Genomic DNA, 26,124 nt, shown 5'->3' on the forward strand with positions numbered 1-26,124 from the left:
GAACAAGGTCTTGCCCAAAAGTCCATCTGAGGTTTCCCAAAATGTTTTCTATAGAACGCAGCGGCAGCGTTGCAGTCATCGAGCTGAACGCCCCGCCAGTGAACGCCCTTGGCCTGAAGATGCGGCAAGCGCTCTCTTCGGCCGTTCACGAGTTGGAAGCTGACGAGCAGGTCAAGGCCATCGTTTTATGTTCGGCACTGCCGCTTTTTTGCGGCGGCGCTGACATCGCCGAGTTCCGTACCGGGGCAGTTTGGGACAAGCCGGACTTGCCAGACCTGTGTGTAACGATTGAAACCAGCAGGAAACCTGTTGTCGCGGCTATTGCAGGCCCTGCGATGGGTGGCGCGCTGGAGATCGCACTTGCCTGTGATTACCGTGTCGCCACGCCGGATGCATTGATGGGGCTGCCCGAGATCAAGCTGGGGCTGCTGCCAGGCGCCGGGGGCACCCAACGGCTGCCTCGGATTGCCGGGCTGGAAGCGGCAACGCAAATGATCCTTTCGGGTGATCCCGTGAAAGGCGAATATGCCTCGTCTTTCGGGTTGGTCGACGCGCTATTTGAAAATGATCAGGAATTTCGCGCGCATGTTTTAGAGTTCGCCACCAGGATTACGCGTGAGGAGGCTCCGAAACGCAGTTGCGCGAGTATGACCGTCGCACACCCCGATCCGAAAGGATTTCTCGCGGGTTTCCGGAACGAGATCGCGCCAAGATCCAAAAACCTTGTCGCCCCTGAACGATGCCTGAAATCGCTTCAAGCCGCATGTGAATTGCCGCTGACCCAGGGGCTGGCACAGGAAAAGGCAGGATTTGCCGAATTGCTCGACACACCTCAATCGCGCGCGGGCCGTCACCTGTTCTTTGCAGAGCGTGAATGCACCAAGGTTCCCGGCGTTACCCGTGCTGACCAACCACGTAGCATTTCATCGGTTGCCGTGATCGGCGCCGGAACAATGGGGCGCGGCATTGCTATCGCCTTTCTTCAGGCTGGGTATCCGGTGACGTTTCTGGAAACCACACAAACTGCGCTGGAACTGGGGCTGGAAAAGGTCCGGGAGCATTTCCAGCGTGCGGCCCAAAAACGGCGGCTCAGTGCCGATCGGGCAGAGGCAATCGCCGCCAACGCCACCGGGACGCTCAGCTATGCAGACCTTGCAGATGCCGACCTGATCATTGAAGCGGCGTTTGAAAGCATGAATGTCAAACGCCAGATTTTCGCGAGCCTAGACCAGCACGCAAAACCTGGCGCGATATTGGCCTCAAACACATCGACGTTGGATCTTGATGAAATAGCCGCGGTCACGTCCCGTCCGGAGGATGTGATTGGTCTCCATTTCTTCAGCCCGGCCAATGTCATGCGCTTGCTGGAGGCGGTGCGCGGTGCCAAGACCGCACCCGATGTCATTGCAACGGCAATCACGGTCGCAAAGAAAATCCGAAAGCTCCCTGTCACCGTTGGCGTGTGCTACGGCTTTGTCGGGAACCGGATGCTGGAGCCATACTTCCGCGAAGGGTCCCGTCTGCTTCTTGAGGGGGCGACGCCGAAACAGGTGGATGACGTCCTTGAAGGCTTCGGCATGGCCATGGGCATTCATGCGATGGCAGATCTGGCTGGGGTCGATGTGGGCGCACGCGTGCGTCAGGAGCGGCGAAGTGAAATCGCACATGACCCGGCATACCAGGCTGTGCAGGACAAACTGTTTGAATTGGGATGGCTGGGTCAGAAAACCGGGCGCGGCAGCTATACCTACGAGGGCCGGACACGGGCTGAAGACCCCGAGGTTGTTCAAATCAGTTCCGAGCTGGCCGAACAGCATGGCATATTGCGCCGGCACATCGACGATCAGGAAATCCTTGAACGGTGTCTGTATCCCCTGATCAACGAGGGCGCTCACATCCTCGAAGAAGGCATCGCAACGCGCCCCGGTGACTGCGACCTGATCTGGATCAATGGCTATGGCTTCCCCAACTGGCGCGGCGGCCCGATGCACTATGCTGATGAGGTCGGATTGCCCCGCATTCTGGACCGCATGAACCACTACCGGCAATCGCTGGGCGCCTATGGCGAGATGTGGTTCACACCCGCGCCTTTGCTGGAAGAACTCGCAAACACGAGCGTGACGCTTGCAGAGCGCTTTGAGGCCAAAAAGGAAAAATCATGAGAGAAGCCGTTGTCGTTTCAACCGCCCGAACCCCGATCGGTGTTGCCTTTAAGGGCGCGCTGAACAACATCAAGTCACCAACCTTGATGGGCCATGCCATTCGGCATGCGGTCGAACGCGCGGCTGTGGACCCCGGTTTGGTCGACGATGTTGTGATCGGATCGGTCCTGACTGCCGGAACAGGAGGGCTGAATGTCGGCCGCTTATCCGCGCTGGCGGCTGGCCTTCCCAACACAGTGCCGGGTCAGACGATCGACAGGCAATGTTCATCAGGATTGATGGCCATTGCGACGGCCGCAAAGCAGATCATCATGGATGGGCAGAACGTTGCGGTTGCAGGCGGGCAGGAGAATATCTCCGCCGTGCAGAATGCCTATCTGAAGTGGGCAGGCGATGAGAAGGACCCAAGCGTTATCGCCCAGTGCGAACATGCTTATATGCCGATGCTGATGACAGCTGAGAATGTAGCCCGGGTTTACGGGATAAGCCGTGAAACGCAGGATGAATACGCCGCGCTTTCGCAGGAACGGGCTGCACGGGCACAGGCCACTGGCATCTTTGACGACGAGATTGTCCCGTTCACCTCCAGCAAGCGGGTTAGGAACCGCGAAACCGGGGAGGAGACCTTGGAAGAGGTGACCTTGTCAAAAGACGAAGGCAACCGGCCGGGCACGACAGTCGAAACACTTGGTCAGTTGAACCCAGTCATTGATGGAGGCATTATCACCGCCGGCAACGCAAGCCAGCTCTCAGATGGCGCTTCGGCTTGCGTTCTCATGGAAGGCAAAATGGCTGAGCAACAGGGTCTCTCACCGATGGGTATCTATCGCGGCATGGCTGTTGCAGGAAACGCACCGGAAGAGATGGGGGTCGGCCCGATCTTTGCAATTCCAAAGCTGCTGAAGAATGCAGGTCTTCGCATCGAAGACATCGGCCTTTGGGAACTCAACGAAGCATTCGCTTGCCAGGCGCTCTATTGCCGCGACCATCTTGGCATTGATCCCGAGCTCTACAACGTGAATGGCGGCGCTATATCGATTGGCCACCCCTACGGCATGACAGGCGCGAGACAAGTCGGGCATGCTTTGCTTGAGGGTAAGCGTCGTGGCGTAAAATACGTGGTTACGTCCATGTGTGTTGGCGGAGGCATGGGGGCCGCAGCGTTGTTCGAAGTCGCCTGACGCCACTGAAGTAAAATTAAGCGGAGCGTTATCTGACCGAGACATCGACGACCTGTCATCTGCGAAGGTCGCCTTCTGCAGATGACACGTTCCATCTCGGGCGCAATGTGCAAGATAGCAGTTATTTGAGAACTCGCAGCGAAAGTCTGAAAAGTTGCGCATCTTGTGAATTCAGCATCTGATCTTCGCTGCGGCCAGCATGAATGACCGTTCCTTCCGCTGCGCGGCAGCACCGAGTTTCACGCGTATGCAGCATTTCTAGCGCTGCGTGCGCATGCAGCGAGAAATTAGAATTTACAGGTTGGGCTCGTTCCAGCCATCTGCCGCGCTAGGCGTGAATGACGGCGGACAGACCGAACCGGACTTCCGTCCTGTCTCCCAGCCGTGAGGGGTACTCATGCAGCTCGGGCGGATAGTGGCCATTGCTACGTACTCGCGAAACTGCAGTCGTAGCCTACATTCCAGCCATTCGCAGCGAAGGGGAAATTTGGATTTGCTCCATCCCACACTTTCCATTTAGGGGACCTTAAGTTCTCCCAATATCCAGTCACGAAGAGCAACAATATTCGGTCTCCGAGAGTGCGCCTCCGGATAGACAAGGTAAAACGTTGATCCAAGCGGAATTGCCAAGTCGAAAAGCTCGACCACGCGTCCAGCCTGGACGTCCTTTGCCGAAAGAAATCGCCATCCAAGCACGACACCAGCACCATCTATGGCAGCCTGTAGCCCATGGTCTGGCAGGCTGAAATGCATTCCGTGCGAGGCGTCGACGTCGCTTGTACCGCTGGCGTCAAGCCAAGTCTGCCAAGTTGGTGCGTTGGGGTCGAAGTCCATCGAATGATTGTGCAAAAGAACGTGCTTTCTAAGGTCAGACGGCGTTCTGATCGCGTTCTGGCCTTCAAGCAGACGCGGGCTGCACATGGGAATAACAGACTCGTCAAAGAGCTTGATGGCTTCAAGGCCGGGCCATTGGCCGTGACCGAGGCGAATGGCGGCGTCAAAGTCGTCGCGCTGGAATTCCACCAGTCCCAAGCTCGTTGAAATGCGTACGTCGATTGCCGGATGTTGCGCGTAAAATTTCTGTAGCCGCGGGATCAGCCACATAGCAGCGAATGTTGGTGCGACAGTTAACGCCAAAGAGCCGCCCTTGTCAGCCTCCATCACGTGCTCCATGGCCTGATCAAGATTCAAAAAAACCGCGTGCAGCTCTTTGGCCAAGAGCTGTCCCGTCTCGACCAGAACCAGGCCTCGCGTCCGCCGTCGAAACAGCGGGACGCCAAGGAAGTCTTCGAGTTTCTTGATCTGATGGCTGATCGCGGCCGGGGTCACGGACAGTTCTTCGGCTGCAGCGACAAAGCTTAGATGGCGTGCGGAGGCCTCAAAGGCGCGGAGCGCGTTCAGGGGATAGTTTTTGCGGTTTGTTATCATGGCTTACTTTTTCTAAGTCTGCGATAGACATAGTCATTTGTCAAATTGCGAATTGAAGCGCAAATTTGCTGTCAGAAATAGACTGACCGGGCATCTCACCTAATAAAACTAATGATTATCCGAAAGGAAAACGCTATGGCACGGGCCTTCGCGACCATCGCCTTTACGCCTGCAGTACGCTCACAGCAGTCCCGAATGGGCTCTGCCCAAGGGTACAGCAAGCTCTTGTCCGACGACGTGATCTACCCAGATGAATTTGGTCCCCAAGAAATCGACTTCATCGCCGCCCGTGACGGGTTCTATCAGGCATCGGTGTCACAAACCGGGTGGCCCTACGTACAGTTTCGCGGCGGTCCGACCGGCTTTCTGAAGGTGCTGTCGCCCAGAACGCTCGGTTATGCCGATTTTCGCGGAAACCGTCAGTACATCAGTACGGGCAACCTGTCGGGCAACGATCGCTTGTCGATGATCCTTATGGACTACCCCAACCGCCGCCGCCTGAAGCTGTGGGGACGGGCCCGCCTGATTGAAGGCGCAGACAATCCCGAAGTTTTAGATCAGTTGCACGACCAATCCTATCGGGCACGCCCCGAGCGCGCGGTGCTTATCACCATCGAGGCCTTCGACTGGAACTGTCCCAGCCATATTCCACGTCGCCTCACCATTGATGAGACGCACGAAGAGATTGCGGTGTTGCGCCGCGAAAACGAGGCCCTGGGGGCCGAAAACACTGCCATTCGCGCCTCCCATGCGCCTGGCAACCCAACCAAATCCTGAAAGGAACTGAACAATGAAACAATGTTTGCGCACTCCCGTACTCGCCGCGCTGCTGGCCGGCACCATGCTGCTGCCGGCGATCCAGCCAAGCAGTGCAGTCGCTGCGGAAAGCCCCTTTGCTGTGGATATGAAGTCGATGGAGCTTGACGGGCAGACCATTGCATATCGCGAGGCTGGCGATCCGTCGAACCCAACCGTCCTGCTTCTTCACGGGTTTCCTACGTCGTCGCACATGTTTCGCGAGCTGATCCCGGTCCTGGCCGAGGACTACCACGTGATAGCTCCGGACTATCTTGGCTTCGGCGCGTCGGGCATGCCATCTGCCGACAGCTATGACTACAGTTTTGCCAATGCGGCAAAAACCGTCACGCGTTTGATCGACGCAAAAGGGGTCGACACATACGCCGTCTACCTGATGGACTACGGTGCGCCGATCGGGTACCGCATGTTCGCCGATCACCCCGAACGCGTCACCGGTTTTGTCATTCAGAACGGCAACGCATATGATGAGGGCCTGCGCGAGTTCTGGGATCCCATCAAAGCCTATTGGGCCGACCCCAGCACGGAAAATGGCGATGCATTGCGTGGTTTTCTGACGCTCGACGCCACCAAATGGCAGTTCACCCACGGTGTCGGCGATATCTCGACCGTAAACCCCGACAATTTCTGGCATGTCCAGTACCTGCTGGACCGTCCGGGAAACCAAGAAGTGCAGCTGAAGATGTTCCTGGATTACGGCACCAATGTTACAGAGTATCCGAAGTGGCAAGCCCTGTTCAGAGAGCATCAGCCTCCAGCGCTGATTGTATGGGGCAAGAACGATCACATCTTTCCGGCGGACGGTGCCCATCCCTACAAGGCTGATCTAAACGACGTGGAATTCCATCTGCTGGACACAGGCCACTTTGCGCTTGAGGAATATGGCGATGTGATTGCTGCAGAGATGCAGGATTTCCTCGGCCGTATCACCAAATGACCACAGCCAGCTCCGGCGGAACACTCCGCCGGGGCCAAATGGATACGTTCAGCAATGGCTTCGCGCCTCTTGGCAGGCCGTTCCAAGATTGCAACGGCAGAAAAGGATTAAGCCCATGAAAGATAAAGCGAACCTATACATTCTCCGTGTCGCGGCCTTCTCCGATGGCGCCGAAGGCGGCAATCCCGCGGGTGTTGCGGTCGGTGACTCGCTTCCGCCCGAGTCCGAAATGCAGCGTCTCGCAAAAGAAGTCGGATACTCCGAAACTGTCTTTGCCGCGCCCCAAGCCGACGGATGGCGAGTGCGGTTCTTCTCACCCGAGGAAGATGTGGCGTTCTGCGGACATGCCACAATTGCACTGGGCAGCGCTCTATCCGCGCGTGAGGGTCAGGGACTGTTTCAGCTCGACCTTAACTCGGGTCGCATCAGTGTCGAAACCGACAATTTTGGCAGCACAACCCTGACGTCTCCCCCCGCCCACAGCGCCGAGGCGGACCCGGATTTATTGAATGCCGCGCTTACGCTCTTCGATCTCAAAGTTGCTGACCTTGACTCCGCTCTGCCACCGGCACTTGCCTATGCCGGGAACAATCATCTGATCCTTGTGCTTCACGATAGGCTGACTCTTTCCGGAATATCATATGATTTGACCAAAGGCGCGCAACTTATGCAGCGGTACAGATTGACGACGATCAGCCTTTTGTGGGCAGAGACTCCGCGCCGGTTTCACAGTCGCAATGCTTTTGCGATCGGTGGCGTGATCGAAGACCCCGCGACGGGGGCCGCCGCCGCCGCGCTGTCTGGTTATCTTCGCGACATCGGTTGGCCCCATGACGGCGAGATCGACATCGTGCAAGGCGAGGACATCGGTGCAAAGTCATTGCTAAAAGCAAAAATCAGCTCCATTCCGGGCGAGGGGATCCGCGTCTCGGGGGCGACCCGGACCGGATGACGCTCGAGCCGCATCCGGCCGGCGATCTGCTCAGGTGACCATCCGGCCTTGAGGCGGTCTTCGACCGCTTCTTTCAGTTCCGGGTGGACGATCATCTTCCGGTGTAACGCGCGCCGCTGCTCGTACATCTGCTGGGCGGCCACGGCGTGGTATCCGTTCAGCTCAGGAAGTTCTTTGTCATCAAAGAAATTACGCTTGAGTTCCCGGTAGACCGTAGACGGTGCGCGGCCCAGCCGGTCTGCGATCTCAGGCACCGGCATTTTGGCTTCACGCCACTTGGCAATCTTCCGGCGTTCTTCCAAACTCAGGTGAGGGTAACTGCGTCCCATTCAATAACCTCCATGCAAACATCTGTTTTGATACAGAATTTGCACTTCGGATGTGAATCCACCAGGCTATGCGGTGTGCGGTCTATAATATTCGTTCTTGGTCAAGACCGCCCATATGATCCTGGCTGTTTTGTTCGCCATTGCCACAGTGGCAAGGCGGACTGGTTTGCGTTCAAGCAGAGCTTGCGCCCACGGATCAACGCGTTCCGGATGTGTCTTCATCTGCCTCAGTCGCGAGGTCATTCCTGTGACCGGCAAACGCCTGATATACCGGTCCCCCATCTTTGAGATGCGTCCAAGCCTTTCCTTACCGCCATTTGATCGGTTGAGCGGTGTCAGGCCCAGCCAAGCCGCAAATTCGCGACCGTTCTTGAACTGGCTGGCGTCTCCGGCTGTTGCGACGATCGCCGACGCCGTCACTGGCCCGACACCGGGGATTGTGCGTAGCAACATCACACGGGCGTCCTGCCTCGCTTGGAGGCGCATTCGCATTTCGTACCAACGGACACGAAGGTGCAGGGCAACAAGCTGATTGCTGAGGTTGCCGAGCACGTCAATAGCAACATCTGGAATGCCGGGGCTGTCTCCATCAAGCACACCCTTTGCGAACTTGACCGCGCTGCCGATCCCCTGCGCAATCACGACGCCGAACTCAGCCAACAGGCCGCGCAGCATATTGCTCAGCTGGGTTCTTTGCCGAACGATCAGATCGCGGGCGCGGTGGAGGAACAGGACAGCTTGTTGCTCTTCAGACTTGATCGCGACAAAACGCATTGTTGGACGCGTCACAGCCTCGCAGATGGCAGCAGCATCAACGGCATCGGATTTGCCTCGCTTTACATAGGGCTTCACATACATTGCCGGGATCAGACGAACGTCGTGACCAAGCATCACAAGCTGCCGCGCCCAGTAATGGCTGGAGCCACAGGCCTCCATGCCAACAAGACAGGGCGGAAGTTTCTCAAAGAACGCCAGCAACTGCGCCCGCCGCAGAGCTTGATTGAAAGCGATTTCGCCATTCTCACTCACGCCGTGGATCTGAAAGACATTCTTGGCCAGATCGAGGCCGACTGTTGTAACCTGCATTGGGTAGCTCCTCTCATAAGCAGTCGATAACAACTGCAGTATGGCGCATCGCGACGCCGGGCGGAGCAGGAGCTATCCACACCATCCGTTCTGGGGAAGCTGCACTGCAGCGTGGGAACGCTGATCAATGACCACATTGGGCCGTTCGAGGGGCCGTTCGAGGCTGTTGTTTGTACTAGGGGCACGGACTGCCTCCCTCTGGCTAAGTGGTTCACTACACCGTTCCAAGAAACCATATTCAGTGCATGCACCACGATCCTGCATATCTCGAGAAGATTGCTCGCGCGACTATTGCTTCTTTACCCAAAGCGTTTCGGTCTGCTGCAGAAAACGTCATTCTGCGCGTCGCTGATTGGCCTGCGCCCGCCATGCTGAACGATCTTGGCTTAGCGGATCCGCACGAGCTGACGGGGCTCTACGAGGGCATTCCCATGACCTAGAAATCGGTTTTCGACATAGCGCCGCCTCCGGATGTTGTCTGGCTCTTCCGTCAGCCAATCCTGGCTGAATGGCGCGATCGCGGCAATGTCGAGCTGAACGAGTTGATCGCGCATGTTGTTATTCACGAATTCGCTCATCATTTTGGATGGACTGACGAGGAGATCGCAGCTATCGACCAATGGTGGGTCTGAGCCGTTGTTTCCTTCCCGGGAGAGTTGCCATGCATGCGGTTGACCGTTCACAGCCCTTAGCCCCAAACAATAGAAAAATCGCCAACGACCCGCCTCTGACAGAATGCGCGTAAGCATCCCAGCCGCAACACACGCTGCCGGCAGTGCTTCGTTGGAATTCAGAACGCCAAACAGCCAGCTGCCTCAGCCTGAAAAGGAAATTTGCCTTTCATCGTGTCCCGGTCTCAGTGATCAGGACGGTTGCAGGCTACAGCAGTCAGCAACAGAGACGAGATTGGCACCAATTCAGGACCGGGGCAGGGAGCTTGCGGGGCTTCATCTCCATAGCATCAGCTGGCATTTTGCAGCTTCACTGGCTTCTACGGTCCAAATTGTCCCGGGCCGCCTGCAGCGTGTTCAGCAGAATATCGATATCTTGATCGCTTGTGCGCCAAGACGATACGCTGATCCGCAGGGCCGGTTCGCCGTTCCAGACGGTGCCGCCGAACCACGCTTTCCCGGAGCGCTCTACCAACTGCTGAAGCTCTCTGGTCTGCGCCTCAGTGCCATAGCGGAACAGGACCTGGTTCAACGCGGGCTCGCACAGCAGCTCAAATCCAAGATCGGGCAGAGCCTTGGCAATACGGGCAGCCATGCTGCAGTGGCGCTCAATCAGTTCGGCAACTCCGGCGCGACCAAGCGTGCGCAGCACCGCCCAGATCGGCACGCCGCGCGCACTCCGGGAAAATTCGATGCCCAGGTTCTTCTGACTCTCGGTGGAAGCGGTGGAATAAACTGCGTCGCTGTTCATGGCGGCCGCCATCGCGTCCCGGTCGCGGCAGATGCTCGCAGCGCCGTCATACGGGGTATTGAGCCATTTGTGGCCGTCAGTGATCCAGCTGTCCGCGCCCTCTATGCCGCTGGTCAGCCCGCGCTTGGCTGGCGCCGCGCGGGCCCACAGGCCGAATGCCCCGTCGACATGCACCCATGCGCCGGCCTTTTTCGCTCTTTCGATCAGCGGAAGGAAGGGGTCGAAGCTGCCCGTATTCACCTCGCCGGCCTGCAGGCACAGAATGGTCTGCGCATCCAGCGCGGGAAGGCGGGCCGGATCAATGCGGCCGTCGCTGTCGACCGGCGCCTTGATCAGCCGGGTTTGGCCGAAGCCCAGTATTCTGAGGGCCTTGAGAACAGTGATATGTGCCAGCTCAGAAACGACGACCTTGATTTCCGGCGCCCCCTGCAGCCCCATTGAATCAAAGTCCCATCCGCGCTTTCCCAGCAGCTCGCGCCGCGCGACGCTAAGGCATACTAGTGTGCTAGCGGTTGCCGACGTTCCAAACGCCACGCCGCTTTCGCGGGGCAGGTCCAAGATCTCCAGCAGCCATTTTGCCGCGACTTTCTCAATCTTGTCCGCTACTGGTGAGTTTTTCTGGGAGGAAGCGCACTGATCCCAGGCCGACGCCAGACGCTGCGCGGCGGCGGCGACCGGCAGCGTTGCACCGATTACAAAGCCGAAGTACCGGGGGCCGTTCGAAACAGTCGTCGCCGGCGAACCGGCTTCATCCAGCAAGGCAAGTGTATTCTTTGCCGATCCCTTGCCGTCCGGCAAAGGCTCATCAAACCGTGCAAGCTGCCGCCGGGCGGCGGCATCGGGAAAAACAGGCATCTCCGCCACACTGGATATGTAGCGAGCGGCTCTGGCCTCGGCATCGCGTTGCAGCTGCAGTTCGTCCTGCTGTTCTTCCGTCGCCGTCCTTTGCATTCTGAACTCCTTGTTTGAGAACGTTCTCTAGTTTATAGCAGACTCGAAGACTGCGGGCATTGCTGTCAGCGATGTGCCTGGCCTGCGCTCGCATGTTTTTGCACCTTCTGCCTTCTGCTTGCTGCATGTGCGCCGGGAACGGCGCAGACGCACAACCGTGCTGAAAGCCCGCCCGCAATTCAGCTGGCCGCGATGAACTCAGACACCAGGCCGGATATCTGCTGCGGCGCGTCTTCCGGGCTGTAATGGCCGGTTTCGGGCAAGGTCCTGACCTGGCCGTCGGGGAACGCCTGCCGGAACAGGGGCAGAAAATGTTCTGCCTGTAGAGTCCTGTCGGCTTCGCCCCAGATGGCGATAGCAGGTTTCTTGGCCAGTTCGGACTTTACGGCGTCACTTGCCTCTTCGAACGCATGTTTGCCGGTGGCAAAGCCTTTGGCCCAGCCGATTGCGCCCGCAGCAAATTCAGGTGCGGGAAACGGCGCCCGGTAGGCATTCAGCCAAGTATCGGTGATCAGTTCATTGCGGACAAAGCCATTCAGTTTGAGCGTCGACAGGATGTTGTAGTCAAGGTGCCCGAGCACCGCTTCCAGGGTGCCTTTTTCCTCTGCCTGCCTGATCCACTGGAACCAGGGTGCAGCGCAGGCATTGGCCATCAAACGGTCAAATAGATCGGGCTGCCCGAGGGGCGTCGGGCCATTGATCGAAACGATCCGCTTGATCCGGTCCGGGTGCCGGATGGCCAGGCCCATGCCAACCGGTCCGCCGAAATCATGCATGACAAGGGTCACATCCCGGAGATCCTGCTCCAAAACAAAGCGTTCCGCATTGTCTATATGGTCCTGCAGCCAATAGCTGCGGTCTTGCGGGGTGGCACTTTTACCAAATCCCATATGGTCAAGGGCAATCACACGGGCATCACTGGACCATTCAGCAATCTGAGCACGGTAAAGGTAGCTCCAGGTCGGTTCGCCATGCAGCAGCAGCAGCGTTTCCGGGCCGCTGCCCTCATCGATATAATGCATCGGATAGTCGGCGGCGGAACTGAAGCGGGCTTGAAACGGCCAGGTTCCTTCGAAGGTTTCTTCTGCAGCGACTGGGATCAGGCGCGGATCATGACCCGGTGCGGTTTGCTGCGAAGCAGGGTCAATGGACTGAAGGTCAACGGTCATTAGGTTTCTCCCTTAATGTGTGTGAGTCACATATATAAATGACCTCTTCCAATTCAAGTGTGTGAGTCACATATTTGCGGCATGACAGATGAATCACGACGGACTGCGAATTTGCTGGGGGCGGCGGTGCTCTGCCTGCATGATGAGCTGAAGACGGTATTGGCGAGGCAGTTCCACCGCTCCGGAGAAGGGCCTGCGGCGCTTTGCGCGCTGGGTCACCAGCCAGGTTTGTCGAACGACGCCCTGAGCCGGCTATTGGATCTCACCCACACGGGCACGGTGCGCCTGGTCGACAGGTTGGCCGAGGATGGCCTTGTCAGACGACAGGCGGCGGAGCACGACAGGCGCAGCGTTGCTCTTTTTCTCACTGAGGCCGGCCAAGCCGCACGGGAGAACATATTGCGCGAGCGGCTGGCGGCACTGGAGGCAGTGACCGGCGGCCTGTCTGATGACGAGCAAAAGGACCTGGCCCGGCTGCTGGAAAAACTGCTGCAAGCTGCTGCCAGGGACGACACCCATAAACTGCGGACCTGCCGCCTGTGCGACAGCCGCGCCTGCACAAACTGCCCGATACTGGTGCCTGTAAACGGGCCGGACTGAGGCGTCCGGCAATAGTGCCAGGCCTTGTTGCGCAAACGTCGAGGGGGGCTCGTGAAGCCAGCGTGGCAGCCCAAATTGCCGGATCAGATACCTGCCGGCGGAGAAACCAGTTCGATCTTACTTAATCCGGAACCAGATTGTGCCGGAAGTCTGCTTCGGGCTGCGGCCAGGGTGCTAGCCGGTCTGGTAGCCCCGGACGTAAGCCCAGGTGGCGTCTGCTATGCGGCCTCGGAGCGCTTGGCGGCTGCTGTCCAGATTTGCAGGTTTTCCGATCAGCAAACTGGCAAATCCATGCACCATTGCCCATAACGGAGTTCCGAAATCATGCGGGTCCAGATTGCCGAGGCCCTGAGCCTTCATTATGCCTGTCAGTTCTTCAATAAAGGTGTTGTATGTAGCGCTGCTGGCCACGCGCGCGACATCGGTGGTGTCCCGGCTGCGGGCCGCCGCCCACATGAGGTGAAACAGTTCGGGATTGTCTGCGCCAAACTCAGCATAGGCGCAGCCGCCAGCAATCAGGCTTTCAACTGAATGTTTCGGATGTTTGGCAAAGGCTGCAATCTTGGCCTTGGACAATCTCCGGAAGCCTTCAGCTGCGACATTTGCCAGCAATTCATCGCGGTCCTTGAAGTGCCGGTAGGGCGCGCCGCTTGAAACTTGGGCGGCGCGGGCGGCATCGGCAACGCTTACGTCCTCAACCCGCCTTTCCCGGATCATTTCAATGGTTGCATCGATCAGGGCGGTCTTGAGATCACCGTGATGGAATTTCTTCTTGGATTGCGGCTCAGTCATCGGGTTTCCTTGAGCGGTTGCGGCGGTTGCCAATTTCTACTCCATCAGCTTCTTGAAAGTAAGAGCATCTTACACCATGTCAGCAGCACTCAATGTAAGTAAGAGATACTTACTTACCTCAAGGAGCACGCCATGCCTATAACATCGCAGAAACAGTATTTTCGCGGCTGGCCTGTAGCCACAGCCTTTGGCCTGGCGGTTTTCGCTGGCAGCGCGGTGGCAGTTCAGACATTGCACGCACGTGCAGGCAAGGCCGAGCGCGGCAGCATTGGGGAACCCGCAATTGCGTTAACTGGGCAGCTGACGGTCGACGATGGCTATGTCATCCGGGAAAGTTTTGCGGGACGGGTCGAGCCTGCCCGCCAAACACTCGCTGCGGCGGAACGCGCCGGCTTGATAGAAGAGATCCTGTTGGAAGAGGGCAGCCAAGTGGCTCAGGGTCAGATGCTGGCCCGATTAGATGCAAAGCCGCTGCAAATCGAACGCACGCGGCTGGCTGCGGAACGGGCGGGGCTGGACGCCGAAATAGAGCTGGCCCGGCGCACCGCGGTGCGGCGGGCGAAACTGGCTGGTGAGGGCTGGACGAGCAGTCAGATCAATGATGAGGCGCAGTTCTCCCTAGCGGCTCTCAAGGCACGCAGAGATGCGCTGGATGCCGCTATTGCCCTGGTGGAGCTGGATATTGAGAAATCTGTGGTGACTGCTCCCTACGCCGGGCGTATCGCCGCGCGGCTGGCGGACGAAGGCGCAGTCGTCAATGCAGGCACTGCAATTGTTCAGTTGCAGGAAACCAGCCGACCTCAAGCCCGCATCGGTGTTCCTCCGGACCGTGCCACGGCGCTTCGGGTATCGCAAGTGCTTGAGCTGGAATATCTGGGCCAGCAACTCCAAGGCCGGGTAGTTGCCGTTTCCAGAGATATGGATCACGCCACGCGCACTGTTGCAGTTCTGGTTGACTTGCCGACGGACACACAGCTGACCATGGGGCAGGTGGTGCGGCTGCAGATGGAGCGGCGTGTTCCGGGGCGCGGTGCCTGGGTTGGCCTATCAGCGCTGAGTGATGCGGGCAACGGTCTCTGGTCGGTGCTGACGGTGGTGGAAAAGGAAGGGGCGCAGATCATCAGCCGGGAGGCTGCTGAAGTTCTGCATGTTGAAAACGGGCGTGCATTTGTCCGCGGCACATTTGCTGGTGGTGCTCTGTATGTCCGGTCCGGAGCGCATAAGTTCAGCAACGGCCAGGCCGTCACCATAGCTGGCAGGAGCTGACCATGGAAACCTATCTGTACCGCCGCCCTCGCATTCTGATCCTCGCGCTTCTCGTCATCGCATCGCTAGGGGCTATTGCCTTTCAGTCCATCGGGCGGCAGGAAGATCCAACGATCACCAATCTTTTTGCAACGGTGATAACACCTTATCCTGGAGCCGATCCGGCCCGGGTCGAAGCGTTGGTTACAGAGAAAATCGAAGCTGAGCTGCGAGAGATTTCGGAAATCGACGTGATTTCTTCGGTGTCGCGGACGGGAATTTCAACTGTGCAGATCGAGCTGTCGGACTTCACTCCGGATGCTCGGATCGAACAGGTCTGGTCGGAAGTGCGCGATGCGCTGGCGGACGCCGGGCGGGAATTGCCTCGCGGCGTGCCGGAGCCGGAATTCGACAACGACCGGGTTGGTGCCTTTACGATGCTGGCTTCTATCACGGCGGCTGGCGGGACGGAGGCCGCCCCTGGTATCCTTGGCAGGTATGCAGAGGATCTTCAGGAGCGCCTGCGCCAAGTTCCCAGTACCAAGCTGGTGGCCCTTTATGGCGAAGCGACGGAGGAGATCCGCGTCGAGGTTGATGCGGATGCGCTGGCATCTCTGGGGCTGACGCCTGGCGCGGTGGCGAATCGTATCGCGCAGGCCGACGCCAAGGTACCGGCCGGGAAGGTTCGCGGCAGTGCCTCCGACTATCTGGTCGAGCTGGCGGGAGAAATCGACGGTCTGGCACGAATCCGGGACATCCCGTTGCGAACTGGTGCAACCGGGCAAACGGTTCGGGTTGGCGACGTTGCTGCCGTGCTGCGGACCGAAAAGACGCCAGCTGAGGCGCTGGCTTATGTCAACGGCCGGCGAGCGGTGCTGGTTGTCGCCAAGATCGAGGATGACCGGCAGGTAGATGTTTGGGCCGACGCGGCCCGAGCGGAAATCGAGAGTATTAAGGCTGACCTTCCTGGCGGCTTGCATCTTGAGCTGCTGTTCGATCAAAGCAGATATACCACACAGCGTCTGACCGAAGTCGCGGTGAACATGGCCGTAGGTGTGGCACTGGTGATTGCGGTCCTGTTCGTGTCGATGGGCTGGCGCTCTGCTCTGGTTGTTGGCGCCATGCTGCCGCTGACCTGCCTGATGTCTCTCACAATTCTTGAGAAGCTGGGCATGACCATCCACCAGATGTCGGTTACCGGGCTGATCGTGGCGCTGGGTCTCCTGGTCGATGCAGCCATCGTGACCACGGATGAGGTCCGTCGGCGGCTTCAGGCGGGGGTTCCGGCGCAAGCCGCCGTCGGCGGCGCCGTGCGGCGGCTGGCATTGCCGCTTTTGGCCTCGACCGTCACCACGGTTCTGGCCTTTGTCCCGATGATGGTGCTGCCTGGGCCGCCCGGCGACTTTGTTGGTGCAATCGCAGTCTCGGTTATCGTCATGCTGGTCTGCTCGCTGCTGCTGGCTTTGACAGTTACTCCCGCCATCGCGGGACTGGCGCTGAGAGGCGGGCGCGAAGGCCAGGCATGGTGGCAATCAGGGATCCGGAGCAAAGCAGCCGGCCGCCTGTTTGATGCCAGCTTGGCCGCGGCGCTGAATTGGCCGCGGCTGGCAATGGTGTGTGCTGCGGCGCCGGCCATTGTCGCGTTTTTTTCCTTTCCTACGCTTCGCCCCCAATTCTTCCCTGAAGTGGATCGCGACCAGTTCCACGTGCAGGTGGAATTGACTGACGGCAGCGCAATCGAGCAAACACGGGACACGGCGATTGCCGCCGGTAAGGTTCTGAACCGGGTCGAAGGTATTACCCAGGTTCAGTGGGTGGTGGGACGCAGTGCCCCTGCCTTCTACTACAACATGCTGAACAACAGGGACAATGACGCGACCTTTGCGGAGGCGCTGGTGACAACAGATTCACCTGAGGCGACGGCCCGGATTATTCCGGAGTTGCAAAGAGCGCTTGATACCGCCTTGCCGCAGGCGCGGATCCTGGTACGCGGTCTGAAGCAGGGGCCTCCGGTTGATGCTCCGCTTGAGCTGCGGCTTGTCGGACCGGACCTGGAAGTGCTCCGCGCCCTGGGCGAGGAAGCCCGTGTGCGGATGGCCGGTGTGAACAGTGTGATTCACAGCCGAACAGTGCTGGCCGGCGGAGCCGCAAAGCTGCTGTTCGATCTAGATGAGGACAAGGTGCGGCTTGCGGGGTTGAACCTGAACGATGTGGCCGCGCAATTGCAGAGTTTTTCTGAAGGTGCCCTGGGCGGGTCTCTGGTAGAGAGGGCCGAGGAGCTGCCGGTGCGTGTGCGTTTGTCCGGCCCGGAACGGGCTGCCGCTGACAAGCTTGCGGCGCTGCAGATTGTGCCGCCCGGGTCCCAGGCGCTGGCATCTGCTAATCCGGGCATTCCGCTGCTGGCGCTCGGCGGGCTGCTGCTGGAACCCTCTGACAGCCCGATTGCCCGGCGCAACGGCGAGCGCGTGAACACGGTGCAGGGGTTCCTGGCTCACGGCGTGCTTCCGGATATGGCCCTTTCCGAGTTTCAGGAGGCCTTGGACAAGGATCCAATCGAACTGCCACCTGGCTACCGTTTTGAGTGGGGCGGTGAAGGGGACGCAAGGGCGGAAACAATCCGCAATCTTATGTCGGTCATGGGGCTGGTGGTCGTGGCGACGGTTGCTACTATTGTTCTGACCTTCAATTCATGGCGGCTGAGCGGTGTGGTCCTCGTAGTGGCAGGTCTGTCGATGGGGCTCAGCCTGCTGCCGCTGGAGGTTTTTTCTTATGCTTTCGGCATCCAGGCGTTGATCGGGGTGATCGGGGCAATCGGAGTGTCGATCAACGCAGCGATCATTATCGTGACTGCCCTGCAGGAAGACCGAGCAGCTTCGCGTGGAGACCGGGACGCGATCCGTGGTGTGGTGATGCGCTCTAGCCGCCATATCATCTCAACAACGATCACGACTTTCGGGGGGTTCCTGCCGCTTATCTTGGCCGGGGGCGGGTTCTGGCCGCCGTTCGCGGTTTCGATTGCCGGCGGTGTGCTGCTGTCTTCGATCGTCTCGCTGTACTTTGTGCCGCCCGCTTTCAGCCTGCTTGCAGGACGGAAGCCGCGGGCCGGAGTTGTGCCGGTGCCGACGGCGGGCTCGCGGGTGGCGGCCGAGTAATCGATCCGGCTTGAAACGCATCCGCTGCCAGCAGCGGCGGGCAGCGCTGGGGCTGGAGCAATGGATGCCAAGCCCAGGAATTGGTATAAGGCTTTGCGACGCCTTAAGTTGGAGATTGTGCGATTTCAGAGTGGAGCGAAGCAGATGCAAAGCTGATACGCGATCAGCTCAAGCGGATTCTCGAAGCCCCGGAGTTTGCGCAAGGTCCACGGCAGAAAAGGTTTCTAAGCTATATCGTCGAGGCCGTGCTTGATGGGCGCGATGCAGAACTTTCTCAATTTTCTCTTGGCGAAGATGTCTTTGACCGCGATGCCTCCTTCGATCCGGCAATCGACGCGATTGTCCGGGTGGAAGCTGGGCGGCTCCGGTCTAAGTTAACCGAATACTACACCGGGCGCGGCCTAAGGGACGCCGTACTGATCGACTTGCCGAAAGGCGGCTACGCGCCGCGTTTGCGGGTTCTGAGGCGGGAACCGGAAAGCGCGCCGCAGCCGCGGATCCGGTTTACGATTTGGGCTTGGGCTGCGCTTATGCTGCTATGCGCCTTGGCTGGCATGGTTTTGTTGGTTGTCCAATGGAGGGCAGATGAGCCTGCCCGCCGGCTGGCCCGGGGACCGCAGCCCTCCATCGCCGTCCTGCCGTTCGACAATATGGGCGCAAGGCCTGAGCAGGCGTATTTCAGCGACGGCATCACCGAGGACATCATAACCGATCTTTCGATCATTCCTGGGCTGACAGTGATCGCACGGCACTCCACGTACGCCTACAAGGAGCGGCCCGTTACCATCCGCGACGTGGCACGCGATCTAAACGTATCACATGTCCTGGAGGGCAGTGTGCGCAAGGAGGGCAGTATGTTGCGGATCACGGCCCAGTTAGTTGACGCGGCCTCTGGAGCCCATATCTGGGCAAGTCGGTATGACAGGAGCACCGGCGATGTGTTCGCGGTGCAGACTGATGTCGCCCGAAAGGTGGCAGCTGCGCTTGAGATTGCCTTGACGCGCCAGGCGGAAGCCCAGCTGGCCCGTCGCGGCACATCTAGCATCATCGCTCAGGATGCCTATCTGCAAGGCCGGGAGAGCTTCTACCAGTTTACCCAAGCTGGAGTGAACCGAGCGGTGGAGCTCTTTGGCGCATCCATCGAAGCGGATCCTGAATTTGCTGACGCTTATGCCTGGAAGTCACGCGCCCTTGTCTATGCTTTTATTGCGGGATTTGTAACGTCAAAGTCTGAGACAATCGGCAACGCCATTGAACTTGCACGTAAATCAACCCGCTTCGATAGCTCCTTGCCGATGGGGCATGCAAATCTGGCTTGGGCGCTGCGCTGGGACGGGCAGTACGAAGCTGCGGCGGAGGCAATCGGCCAGGCTGTGGCGCTCAACCCGAACTTCGCTGAAGCATATATCTGGCAGTCGCTGATCTTGTCTGCGCTAGACAGGGGCGATGAGGCGCTGGCGGCAATTGAAACAAGCATGGCGCTCAACCCGCATTATGGCGTGACTTCAATTTTTGCTTACGGGCGGGCGCAGCTGGCGCTTGGCCGGCCGATGGAAGCTTTGGGGGCATTTGATCGTGGCATCCGGCGCAATCCGGTGTTTCTTCCCAACCATGTTTTCAAGGTCCATGTGCTGGAGCTGTCGGATGATAAGGCGGCGGTAACAGCGCGCCAGGCAATGGAGGAAATTAACCCTGGTTACGCCGCGAGCGCGGCCTATCGGTATTACCTGGAAGAACTGCCGCAATAGTCTCTGGCGCCAGTAGGTTCCTGAGCCAGAGACTTTATTTGGCGGGGTCAGCCTGTCAGTGCTGTGCTGCCTGGCTGCGCGGTTGGTGCGCCTCGGATCAACCGGGCGAAAATCATCACGTGAGTGACCAAAAGAACCGGCACGATGAAAGTCGGGATAAACCAGGTTACGCCAAGCTGCGGTATTGCCTCAGCCTGTCGCAGCGCATTGACCAGATCAATAAATCCGATGAGATTGAAGATCCAGGCAAAGCCGATGGCGACTGAAGCCCCGGAGCGAAGCAGGAGGAAAGCGAGCAGGGCAAACACCGCACTGGCAAGGTCGCCATAAGCCGCAGCTGCGGCGAAGTCGCTTGGTAAAGCGTCGCCAACGAGACCTGGCACCTGAAAGCTCATTCCGATGTGGCGGATAGTGTGCGGCAGAACAAGAATGGCCAGTGCGGCGTGGTGCGAAAATCCCGACAGCCACGGGGCGATGTAAACCCGTGCGATTACTGAGACAACAACAATACTGAAGATCAGCTGAAGTCCAAAGATGGCTTCCAGTGGCATGGTGTTTCCTTTCCTTGAGGGGCTGCTCCTATTTCCGGGCAGCAGATACCCGCAGGCACCGGATGGCTCAGGTGCAGCGTAGGCCATTGCGAACAGAGATATTGTTGGGGCTAAGGTGGACGGTTTGTAGTTTAAGGGAGTTAGTAACGGGTAAGGCGGTTTGGTTTCCCGCCACTGGGCGAGCTGCCGGTGCCAAGTACCTGAGAGGGCAGACTGAACTCCATACTCCATGCGATATCACTCAGGTGCGGCATAAATATCTGAAATCCTGGCGGTAAATTTTCAATCTTGATGATTTCGAGCAAGAATGCGGCCTGCTGTTAACGGTTAGTAACTTCGGTTTCAGGCGCCTCAGCCCCCATTCTTCTATCTGAGCGGAACCCCTGTTCACCAGTCGCCGTTCGCACCGTTTGGAGCGGCGCAGAGCCGACCCGCCGAAGCGTCTTGGGTTCCGCTTCGGCGGGTCAAATATTTTGCATCCAGGAGGCTGCACCATGGTAAAGCAGAAACGGATACTCACCCAATACGGGCCCTGGGCGGTCGTCACAGGCGCTTCATCCGGTATCGGCAAGGCAATAGCCGGCTATCTTGCGGCCGAAGGCTTTGACCTGATCCTGGTTGCGCGGCGCGGAGGTCACTTGAGCGCCTTGGCGGAAAAGTTGTTGGCGCAGCACAAGACCGATGTACGTATAGTCGTCGCCGATCTTGCAACTCATGCCGGAGTGCAATCGGTGCAAGATGCGGCAGCCGGTCTAGAAATAGGTCTTTTGATAAATAACGCAGGCCGGGAGGATTCGGGCCCCTTCCTTAGCAGCAGTATTGATGCTGCGCTTATGACGCTGGATCTTAATGCGCGCGCCCCGCTTCTGCTCTCCCACCATTTCGCGCAAGACATGGCGAAGAGGTCCCGTGGCGGCATCGTGTTCCTTTCCTCGATTGTTGCCTTCCAGGGCGTACCCCTGATCGCCAATTACGCAGCGACAAAGGCCTACGATCTGATCCTGAGCGAAAGCTTGGCAGCAGAGCTGGAGCCGGCGGGTATCGATGTGCTCGCGATTGCGCCGGGATTCACCGACACCGAGCTGTCGCCGGATTTTGAATTTTCGGGAACAAAGTTCAAGCCAATGGCCCCGGAAGCGGTTGCGGCGGCGATCGAAGCGATCGGGCGCCATCGCCTGGCTGTTCCAGGGAAGGGAAATTCTCTGCTTTATCACCTGAGCAAACGTCTGATGAGCCGCAAGGCAGCCACTCGGGCCTTTGGCAACGTGTTTCGGACCGTGCTGAGAAACAAACTCCGTCACCCTTCGGAAAAAGACGCGGCATAACAGGACAGAAACGATGATGAGAGAGTTCTTCAAACACGCCGCCGGCACGCTGACTGCCGGGGGTGCGGCCACTGCGCTTTTGCTGCCTGCCACGCCGGCTGCGTCGGAAGCCCTGGTGCCCAGCCGTCCAGTATCAGCGGAATTTCCTTATGAAAAAAAGGCTGCTGAAGTTCTGGGCGAACGTATCGCATACATAGATGAGGGCAGCGGGCCGGTGGTGTTGTTTTTGCACGGCAATCCGACTTCGTCTTACCTTTGGCGCAACTTCATCCCTTATGCTGCCAAGAACCACCGTGTTGTTGCGCCGGACCTCATCGGAATGGGGGACAGCTCAAAGCCGGACATCAACTATACTTTTTCAGATCACGTGCGCTACGTGGACGGTTTCATCGAGGCTATGGGACTGCGTGATATTACCTTGGTTGTCCACGATTGGGGCTCGGTTCTGGGCATGAGATACGCCCGGCGGAACCCGGAGAATGTAACGGCAATTGCCTTTATGGAGGCTCTGGTCCCGCCTGGTGTGCCTGTTGCGAGCTATGATGCAATGGGTCCTCTCACTGGCGGGCTTTTCCGGGCTCTCAGAACACCAGGGCTGGGTGAGTCGATGGTTCTTCAGCACAACTTCTTTGTGGAAACCGTGCTTGGCCGAATAGGCTCGGGGCGGACCTTGAGTGAAGCGGAAATGCTGCACTACAGAGCGCCGTTTGCCGTCGTAAAGGACCGCCTTCCGACGCTGGCCTGGCCACGCCAGATCCCGATTGCGGGAGAGCCTGCCGATGTCGTAGCGGAAATTGAGGCCAATGGGGACTGGCTCTATTCATCGGATATTCCCAAGCTTTACTTTCATGCGCAGCCGGGAGCGCTGATGCCGCCACCTGTCGCTAAGTATGTGATCTCGAATGCTTTGAACCTCACCCATGTCGATCTTGGGTCTGGGTCGCATTTTTTGCAGGAATCCAGCCCGCATGAAATCGGAGCGGCATTGGAAAAATGGCTGCTGGCGTTGGAGTAATAGGGTTAATTGGAGGCGCCGGGTCAGTGGCCGGGCAGTTTCCATGATCCCTTTGGCGCTTTAAATACGACTTTACAATGCCTATTTAATGATACATGAATGTTGCATGTATGTATGGAGTGGTGCCATGAAGGATTCGCCGCAAAAGCAGCCTTGGATGTTCGAGGTGACAGCCGAAGAAATCGCCAGGCTTGTCAGTTGTTTCTATGCCCGAGTCCGTGCGGATGCGGTGCTGGGACCGGTGTTCAATCCGGCGATCGGCGACTGGCCTGCGCATGAGGCAAAGATCGCAGCCTTCTGGCGCGGGGCGATCCTGCGGGAGCCAGGCTATGACGGCAATCCGATGCAGATCCACCTGGCCAATCCAGAGATCAGGCCGGAGCACTTCCCGGTCTGGCTGGCCTTGTTCCGCGAAACCGCGGAGCAGGAGCTGAGGCCGGAAACTGCCCGGGCCTTTGCCGCCTTGGCGGACCGGATCGGCAAGGGGCTGTCGTACGGGCTGGAGAACTTCCGGCGCGAAACGGATGCACCGCCGGTGCTGACGTGACCCGGATGGCAAAGGCAGGGGGCCGAATGTGCTATGCTCACGGTACAGGCCGCAGGTGCGGGGGATAGCTGACATGCCGGATCCACTTTACTCCAAGGCTCGGATCATCTCGGAGCCGCCTGCCCGTGTTGTGCGGCGCTGGCTGGCGGCAGGCTGGGCCGACCTGCGCCGCAATCCCGGATATTCGCTGTGTTACGGCGGCGCGCTGGTGCTTTTGGGCTGGCTGGCAGCCTGGCTGCTGGCCGCCACAGGCACCGGCTGGATGCTGCTGCCGCTGCTGGCGGGCGGGGTGCTGGTAGGACCGGTTGCAACGGTCGGCTTGTACACGGTGGCCCGCGGGCGGCGCGAGGTCGCGTCGAAAAGCCAGATCGCGCTGGTGGGCGCAATCCTGATGGTCTTTGCCCTGACCTGGATCCGGGCAGCGACGGTGCTGTTCGCCATCGTCTATGGCCTCAGGCCCTTTGCCGGCTTTGTTGAGACGCTGGTGCTGATGATCAGCACGCCGGCAGGCTGGATGCTGCTGATTTCCGGGTCTTTGACCGGCGGGCTGTTTGCGGCGCTGGGGTTTGCGGTCTCGGCCTTCTCTTTGCCGATGCTGGTGGAGCGCCGGATCGACGGTTTCTCCGCCATGGGGCTGAGCTTCAACGCTGCCACCCATAACTTCCGGCTGTCGGTCTGGTGGGGGGCGGCGATCACCCTGCTGACCGGGCTGGGGGTGCTGACCGGCCTGCTGGGGCTGGCGGTGATCTTTCCGCTGCTGGGCTACGCGACCTGGCACGCTTACGCAGATCTGTTTCATGGAGAAGCAAGATGAATGAGGCCCTTCCTGAAAGTGCGGTGCATTACGCTACCTCGCGTTTCAACGAGCAAACCCTGCCGGAAAAGCTGCGCACGCACCACAGCACCAAGGCGGGGGTCTGGGGGCAGCTGGCGGTTCAAAGCGGGCAGTTGCTGTTCCGCCGTGAAGGCAAGGCGGACCTGTTGATAAAGGCTGGCGAGGCCGCCGTTTTTGCGCCGCAGGAGGTGCATTCGGTGGATGCGCCTGGCCAGATGGAATTCGAAGTCCGCTTCTTCCGGCAGGAGGCCCCCGATGCTCCGTAGAGTTCCCCTGGAAGATACCGCAATCCTGTGCGCCCTGTGCCTCGTGCTGCTGGGCGGGCTGGCCATCCTGGGCTGGGGTGTGCCGGTGCCTTATGTGCTGCATGGCTGGCTGATCGCGCTAGGCGCTGGGTGGGGCATCCTGTGGATGCTGAACCGGCTGGGCGAAACCCCGGCAGAGGTGCCGCAGGCCTATAACGACAGGGTGATCCGTTTCGGCGTGGTCGCAGCACTGATCTGGGCCATCATCGGCTTCGCGGTGGGCGACATCCTGGCCTGGCAGCTGGCCTTCCCGGCGCTGAACGGCGATATGTCCTGGTCGAACTTCGGGCGGCTGCGGCCGGTGCATACCTCCGGCGTGATCTTCGGCTTTGGCGGCAACGCGCTGATTGCCACTTCGTTTTATGTGGTGCAGCGGACCTCGCGGGCGCGGCTGGCGAGCGAGACGCTGCCCTGGCTGGTGTTCTGGGGCTACAACCTGTTCCTGGTGCTGGCGGCCTCGGGCTATCCGCTGGGCATCACCCAATCCAAGGAATACGCTGAACCGGAATGGTATGCGGATCTGCTCTTGCTGGTGGTCTGGGTGGGATATCTGGCGCTGTATCTCAAGACCCTGGCGCGGCGGGCAGAGCCGCATATCTATGTCGCCAACTGGTATTACCTGGCCTTCATCGTGGTGATTGCGATGCTGCACACGGTGAACAACTTGTCGGTGCCGGTCTCGATTGCTTACCCCAAGAGCTACTCGCTGTTCTCCGGCACCCAGGATGCGATGACGCAGTGGTGGTACGGCCACAATGCGGTTGGCTTCCTGCTGACCGCCGGCTTCCTGGGGATGCTTTATTACTTCCTGCCCAAGGCGGTGAACCGGCCGGTCTATTCCTACCGGATGTCGATCGTCGGATTCTGGGGGATAACCTTCCTCTACCTTTGGGCGGGTTCGCACCATCTGCACTACACGGCGCTGCCGGACTGGGTGCAGTACCTCGGCATGACCATGTCGATCATCCTGCTGGTGCCGAGCTGGGCTTCGGTTTTCAACGGCATCCTGACCATCAACGGAGCCTGGGACAAGGTGCGCACCGACCCCGCGGTGCGGTTCATGATGGTTGCGGTGCTGTTCTATGGACTCGCGACATTCGAGGGGTCGTTCATGGCGATCCGCCCGGTGAATTCGCTGAGCCATTACACCGACTGGACCGTGGGCCATGTGCATGCTGGCGCTTTGGGCTGGGTTGCCTTCATCACTTTCGGGGCGATGTACAAGATGGTACCTTGGGTGTGGAAACGAGAAGGTGTCTATTCCCTGAAGCTGGAGGCCTGGCACTTCTGGCTCGCCCTGTCCGGGACGCTGATCTACGTCGGCGCAATGTGGAACAGCGGCATCACCCAATCGCTGATGTGGCAGACCTATGATGCCGATGGCGCGTTCCTCTATTCCTTCCTCGACAGCGTGGTGGAGATGCATCCCTACTACGCCGCGCGCGCGGTCGGCGGGCTGCTCTACCTGATCGGCGGCTGCATCGGCGCCTACAACATCTGGATGACGGTGAGCGGGCCGCGAAAGGCCCAAACCCGGCAATCGGGGCCAATTCCCCGGCAGCCTGCGGAGTGATCA

At 59.1% G+C, this 26,124-nt stretch carries 21 protein-coding genes and 2 pseudogenes; 16 read left to right on the plus strand and 7 right to left on the minus strand.

The window, feature by feature from the left end; translation table 11 throughout:
* Window positions 1-41: 41 nt before the first annotated feature.
* Both A2I95_RS10535 and A2I95_RS10540 read left to right on the plus strand, forming a co-directional pair.
* Window positions 42-2,162: a 3-hydroxyacyl-CoA dehydrogenase NAD-binding domain-containing protein gene (locus A2I95_RS10535; RefSeq protein WP_291729715.1), complete on the plus strand. Its 2,121-nt coding sequence runs from the start codon at window positions 42-44 to the stop codon at window positions 2,160-2,162.
* The gene (locus A2I95_RS10540) at window positions 2,159-3,343 is read left to right on the plus strand and encodes an acetyl-CoA C-acyltransferase (protein ID WP_291729716.1); all 1,185 of its coding nucleotides are present in this window, start codon (window positions 2,159-2,161) and stop codon (window positions 3,341-3,343) included. Before A2I95_RS10535 ends, A2I95_RS10540 begins: the two co-directional genes overlap by 4 nt.
* Window positions 3,344-3,859: 516 nt before the next feature.
* Here the strand turns inward: A2I95_RS10540 and gcvA are convergent.
* Window positions 3,860-4,771, minus strand: a complete 912-nt coding sequence (gene gcvA, locus A2I95_RS10545) for a transcriptional regulator GcvA (RefSeq protein ID WP_291729717.1) — start codon at window positions 4,769-4,771, stop codon at window positions 3,860-3,862.
* Between the two features lie 135 nt (window positions 4,772-4,906).
* On the opposite strand from gcvA, the gene A2I95_RS10550 reads away from it, so the two are divergent.
* From A2I95_RS10550 to A2I95_RS10560, 3 genes are all read left to right on the plus strand, one after another.
* The gene (locus A2I95_RS10550; protein WP_291729718.1) at window positions 4,907-5,548 is read left to right on the plus strand and encodes a pyridoxamine 5'-phosphate oxidase family protein; all 642 of its coding nucleotides are present in this window, start codon (window positions 4,907-4,909) and stop codon (window positions 5,546-5,548) included.
* Between the two features lie 13 nt (window positions 5,549-5,561).
* Entirely contained in the window at window positions 5,562-6,524 is a 963-nt protein-coding gene (locus A2I95_RS10555) for an alpha/beta fold hydrolase (protein ID WP_291729719.1), read from the plus strand.
* Window positions 6,525-6,639: 115 nt separating this feature from the next.
* On the plus strand, window positions 6,640-7,476 hold the full coding sequence (locus A2I95_RS10560) for a PhzF family phenazine biosynthesis protein (protein WP_291729720.1): 837 nt from the start codon (window positions 6,640-6,642) through the stop codon (window positions 7,474-7,476).
* Here A2I95_RS10560 and A2I95_RS10565 read toward each other — a convergent pair.
* Both A2I95_RS10565 and A2I95_RS10570 read right to left on the minus strand, forming a co-directional pair.
* Window positions 7,449-7,805: pseudogene (locus tag A2I95_RS10565) on the minus strand (transposase); the annotation flags it as partial. The gene A2I95_RS10560 and the pseudogene A2I95_RS10565 overlap by 28 nt on opposite strands.
* 66 nt (window positions 7,806-7,871) lie before the next feature.
* Window positions 7,872-8,891, minus strand: a complete 1,020-nt coding sequence (locus A2I95_RS10570; protein ID WP_291729721.1) for an IS110 family transposase — start codon at window positions 8,889-8,891, stop codon at window positions 7,872-7,874.
* A gap of 245 nt (window positions 8,892-9,136) precedes the next feature.
* On the opposite strand from A2I95_RS10570, the pseudogene A2I95_RS10575 reads away from it, so the two are divergent.
* Window positions 9,137-9,523 (plus strand): annotated as a pseudogene (locus A2I95_RS10575) (metallopeptidase family protein).
* A gap of 349 nt (window positions 9,524-9,872) precedes the next feature.
* On the opposite strand, the gene A2I95_RS10580 reads toward A2I95_RS10575, so the two are convergent.
* Window positions 9,873-11,264: an aminotransferase class V-fold PLP-dependent enzyme gene (locus A2I95_RS10580; RefSeq protein WP_291729722.1), complete on the minus strand. Its 1,392-nt coding sequence runs from the start codon at window positions 11,262-11,264 to the stop codon at window positions 9,873-9,875.
* A 179-nt stretch (window positions 11,265-11,443) separates the two neighbouring features.
* Window positions 11,444-12,433 (minus strand): alpha/beta fold hydrolase, encoded by a 990-nt coding sequence (locus tag A2I95_RS10585; protein ID WP_291729723.1) that lies wholly within the window; start codon window positions 12,431-12,433, stop codon window positions 11,444-11,446.
* An 81-nt stretch (window positions 12,434-12,514) separates the two neighbouring features.
* Here A2I95_RS10585 and A2I95_RS10590 point away from each other — a divergent pair, with 81 nt between their 5' ends.
* Window positions 12,515-13,033, plus strand: a complete 519-nt coding sequence (locus A2I95_RS10590) for a MarR family transcriptional regulator (protein ID WP_291729724.1) — start codon at window positions 12,515-12,517, stop codon at window positions 13,031-13,033.
* Window positions 13,034-13,207: 174 nt separating this feature from the next.
* Here A2I95_RS10590 and A2I95_RS10595 read toward each other — a convergent pair whose 3' ends face one another.
* Window positions 13,208-13,825: a TetR/AcrR family transcriptional regulator gene (locus tag A2I95_RS10595; protein WP_291729725.1), complete on the minus strand. Its 618-nt coding sequence runs from the start codon at window positions 13,823-13,825 to the stop codon at window positions 13,208-13,210.
* 132 nt (window positions 13,826-13,957) lie between these two features.
* Between A2I95_RS10595 and A2I95_RS10600 the strand changes: the two genes are divergently transcribed.
* The 3 genes from A2I95_RS10600 (at window position 13,958) to A2I95_RS10610 (ending at window position 19,970) form a co-directional block, all read left to right on the plus strand.
* Window positions 13,958-15,091 carry an efflux RND transporter periplasmic adaptor subunit gene (locus tag A2I95_RS10600; RefSeq protein WP_291729726.1) on the plus strand — a complete coding sequence of 378 codons (1,134 nt, stop codon included), beginning with the start codon at window positions 13,958-13,960 and terminating at the stop codon, window positions 15,089-15,091.
* A gap of 2 nt (window positions 15,092-15,093) precedes the next feature.
* Window positions 15,094-18,222 (plus strand): efflux RND transporter permease subunit, encoded by a 3,129-nt coding sequence (locus A2I95_RS10605; protein ID WP_291729727.1) that lies wholly within the window; start codon window positions 15,094-15,096, stop codon window positions 18,220-18,222.
* A 245-nt stretch (window positions 18,223-18,467) separates the two neighbouring features.
* Window positions 18,468-19,970, plus strand: a complete 1,503-nt coding sequence (locus A2I95_RS10610; protein WP_291729728.1) for a hypothetical protein — start codon at window positions 18,468-18,470, stop codon at window positions 19,968-19,970.
* A 47-nt stretch (window positions 19,971-20,017) separates the two neighbouring features.
* Here A2I95_RS10610 and A2I95_RS10615 read toward each other — a convergent pair whose 3' ends face one another.
* Window positions 20,018-20,521, minus strand: a complete 504-nt coding sequence (locus A2I95_RS10615; RefSeq protein WP_291729729.1) for a hypothetical protein — start codon at window positions 20,519-20,521, stop codon at window positions 20,018-20,020.
* A gap of 494 nt (window positions 20,522-21,015) precedes the next feature.
* Between A2I95_RS10615 and A2I95_RS10620 the strand changes: the two genes are divergently transcribed.
* The 6 genes from A2I95_RS10620 (at window position 21,016) to ccoN (ending at window position 26,121) form a co-directional block, all read left to right on the plus strand.
* Window positions 21,016-21,846: an SDR family oxidoreductase gene (locus A2I95_RS10620; RefSeq protein ID WP_291729730.1), complete on the plus strand. Its 831-nt coding sequence runs from the start codon at window positions 21,016-21,018 to the stop codon at window positions 21,844-21,846.
* A gap of 115 nt (window positions 21,847-21,961) precedes the next feature.
* Window positions 21,962-22,861, plus strand: coding sequence for a haloalkane dehalogenase (locus A2I95_RS10625; RefSeq protein WP_291729731.1), 900 nt, complete (start codon window positions 21,962-21,964; stop codon window positions 22,859-22,861).
* 127 nt (window positions 22,862-22,988) lie between these two features.
* Window positions 22,989-23,408, plus strand: coding sequence for a group III truncated hemoglobin (locus tag A2I95_RS10630; protein ID WP_291729732.1), 420 nt, complete (start codon window positions 22,989-22,991; stop codon window positions 23,406-23,408).
* A gap of 73 nt (window positions 23,409-23,481) precedes the next feature.
* Entirely contained in the window at window positions 23,482-24,222 is a 741-nt protein-coding gene (locus tag A2I95_RS10635; RefSeq protein ID WP_291729733.1) for a DUF2189 domain-containing protein, read from the plus strand.
* Complete coding sequence (locus A2I95_RS10640; protein WP_291729734.1) at window positions 24,219-24,509, plus strand: DUF1971 domain-containing protein; 291 nt, start codon at window positions 24,219-24,221, stop codon at window positions 24,507-24,509. Before A2I95_RS10635 ends, A2I95_RS10640 begins: the two co-directional genes overlap by 4 nt.
* On the plus strand, window positions 24,499-26,121 hold the full coding sequence (gene ccoN, locus A2I95_RS10645; RefSeq protein ID WP_291729735.1) for a cytochrome-c oxidase, cbb3-type subunit I: 1,623 nt from the start codon (window positions 24,499-24,501) through the stop codon (window positions 26,119-26,121). The genes A2I95_RS10640 and ccoN overlap by 11 nt, the downstream gene beginning before the upstream one ends.
* Window positions 26,122-26,124 lie beyond the last annotated feature (3 nt).

Source organism: Leisingera sp. F5, assembly GCF_001593695.1.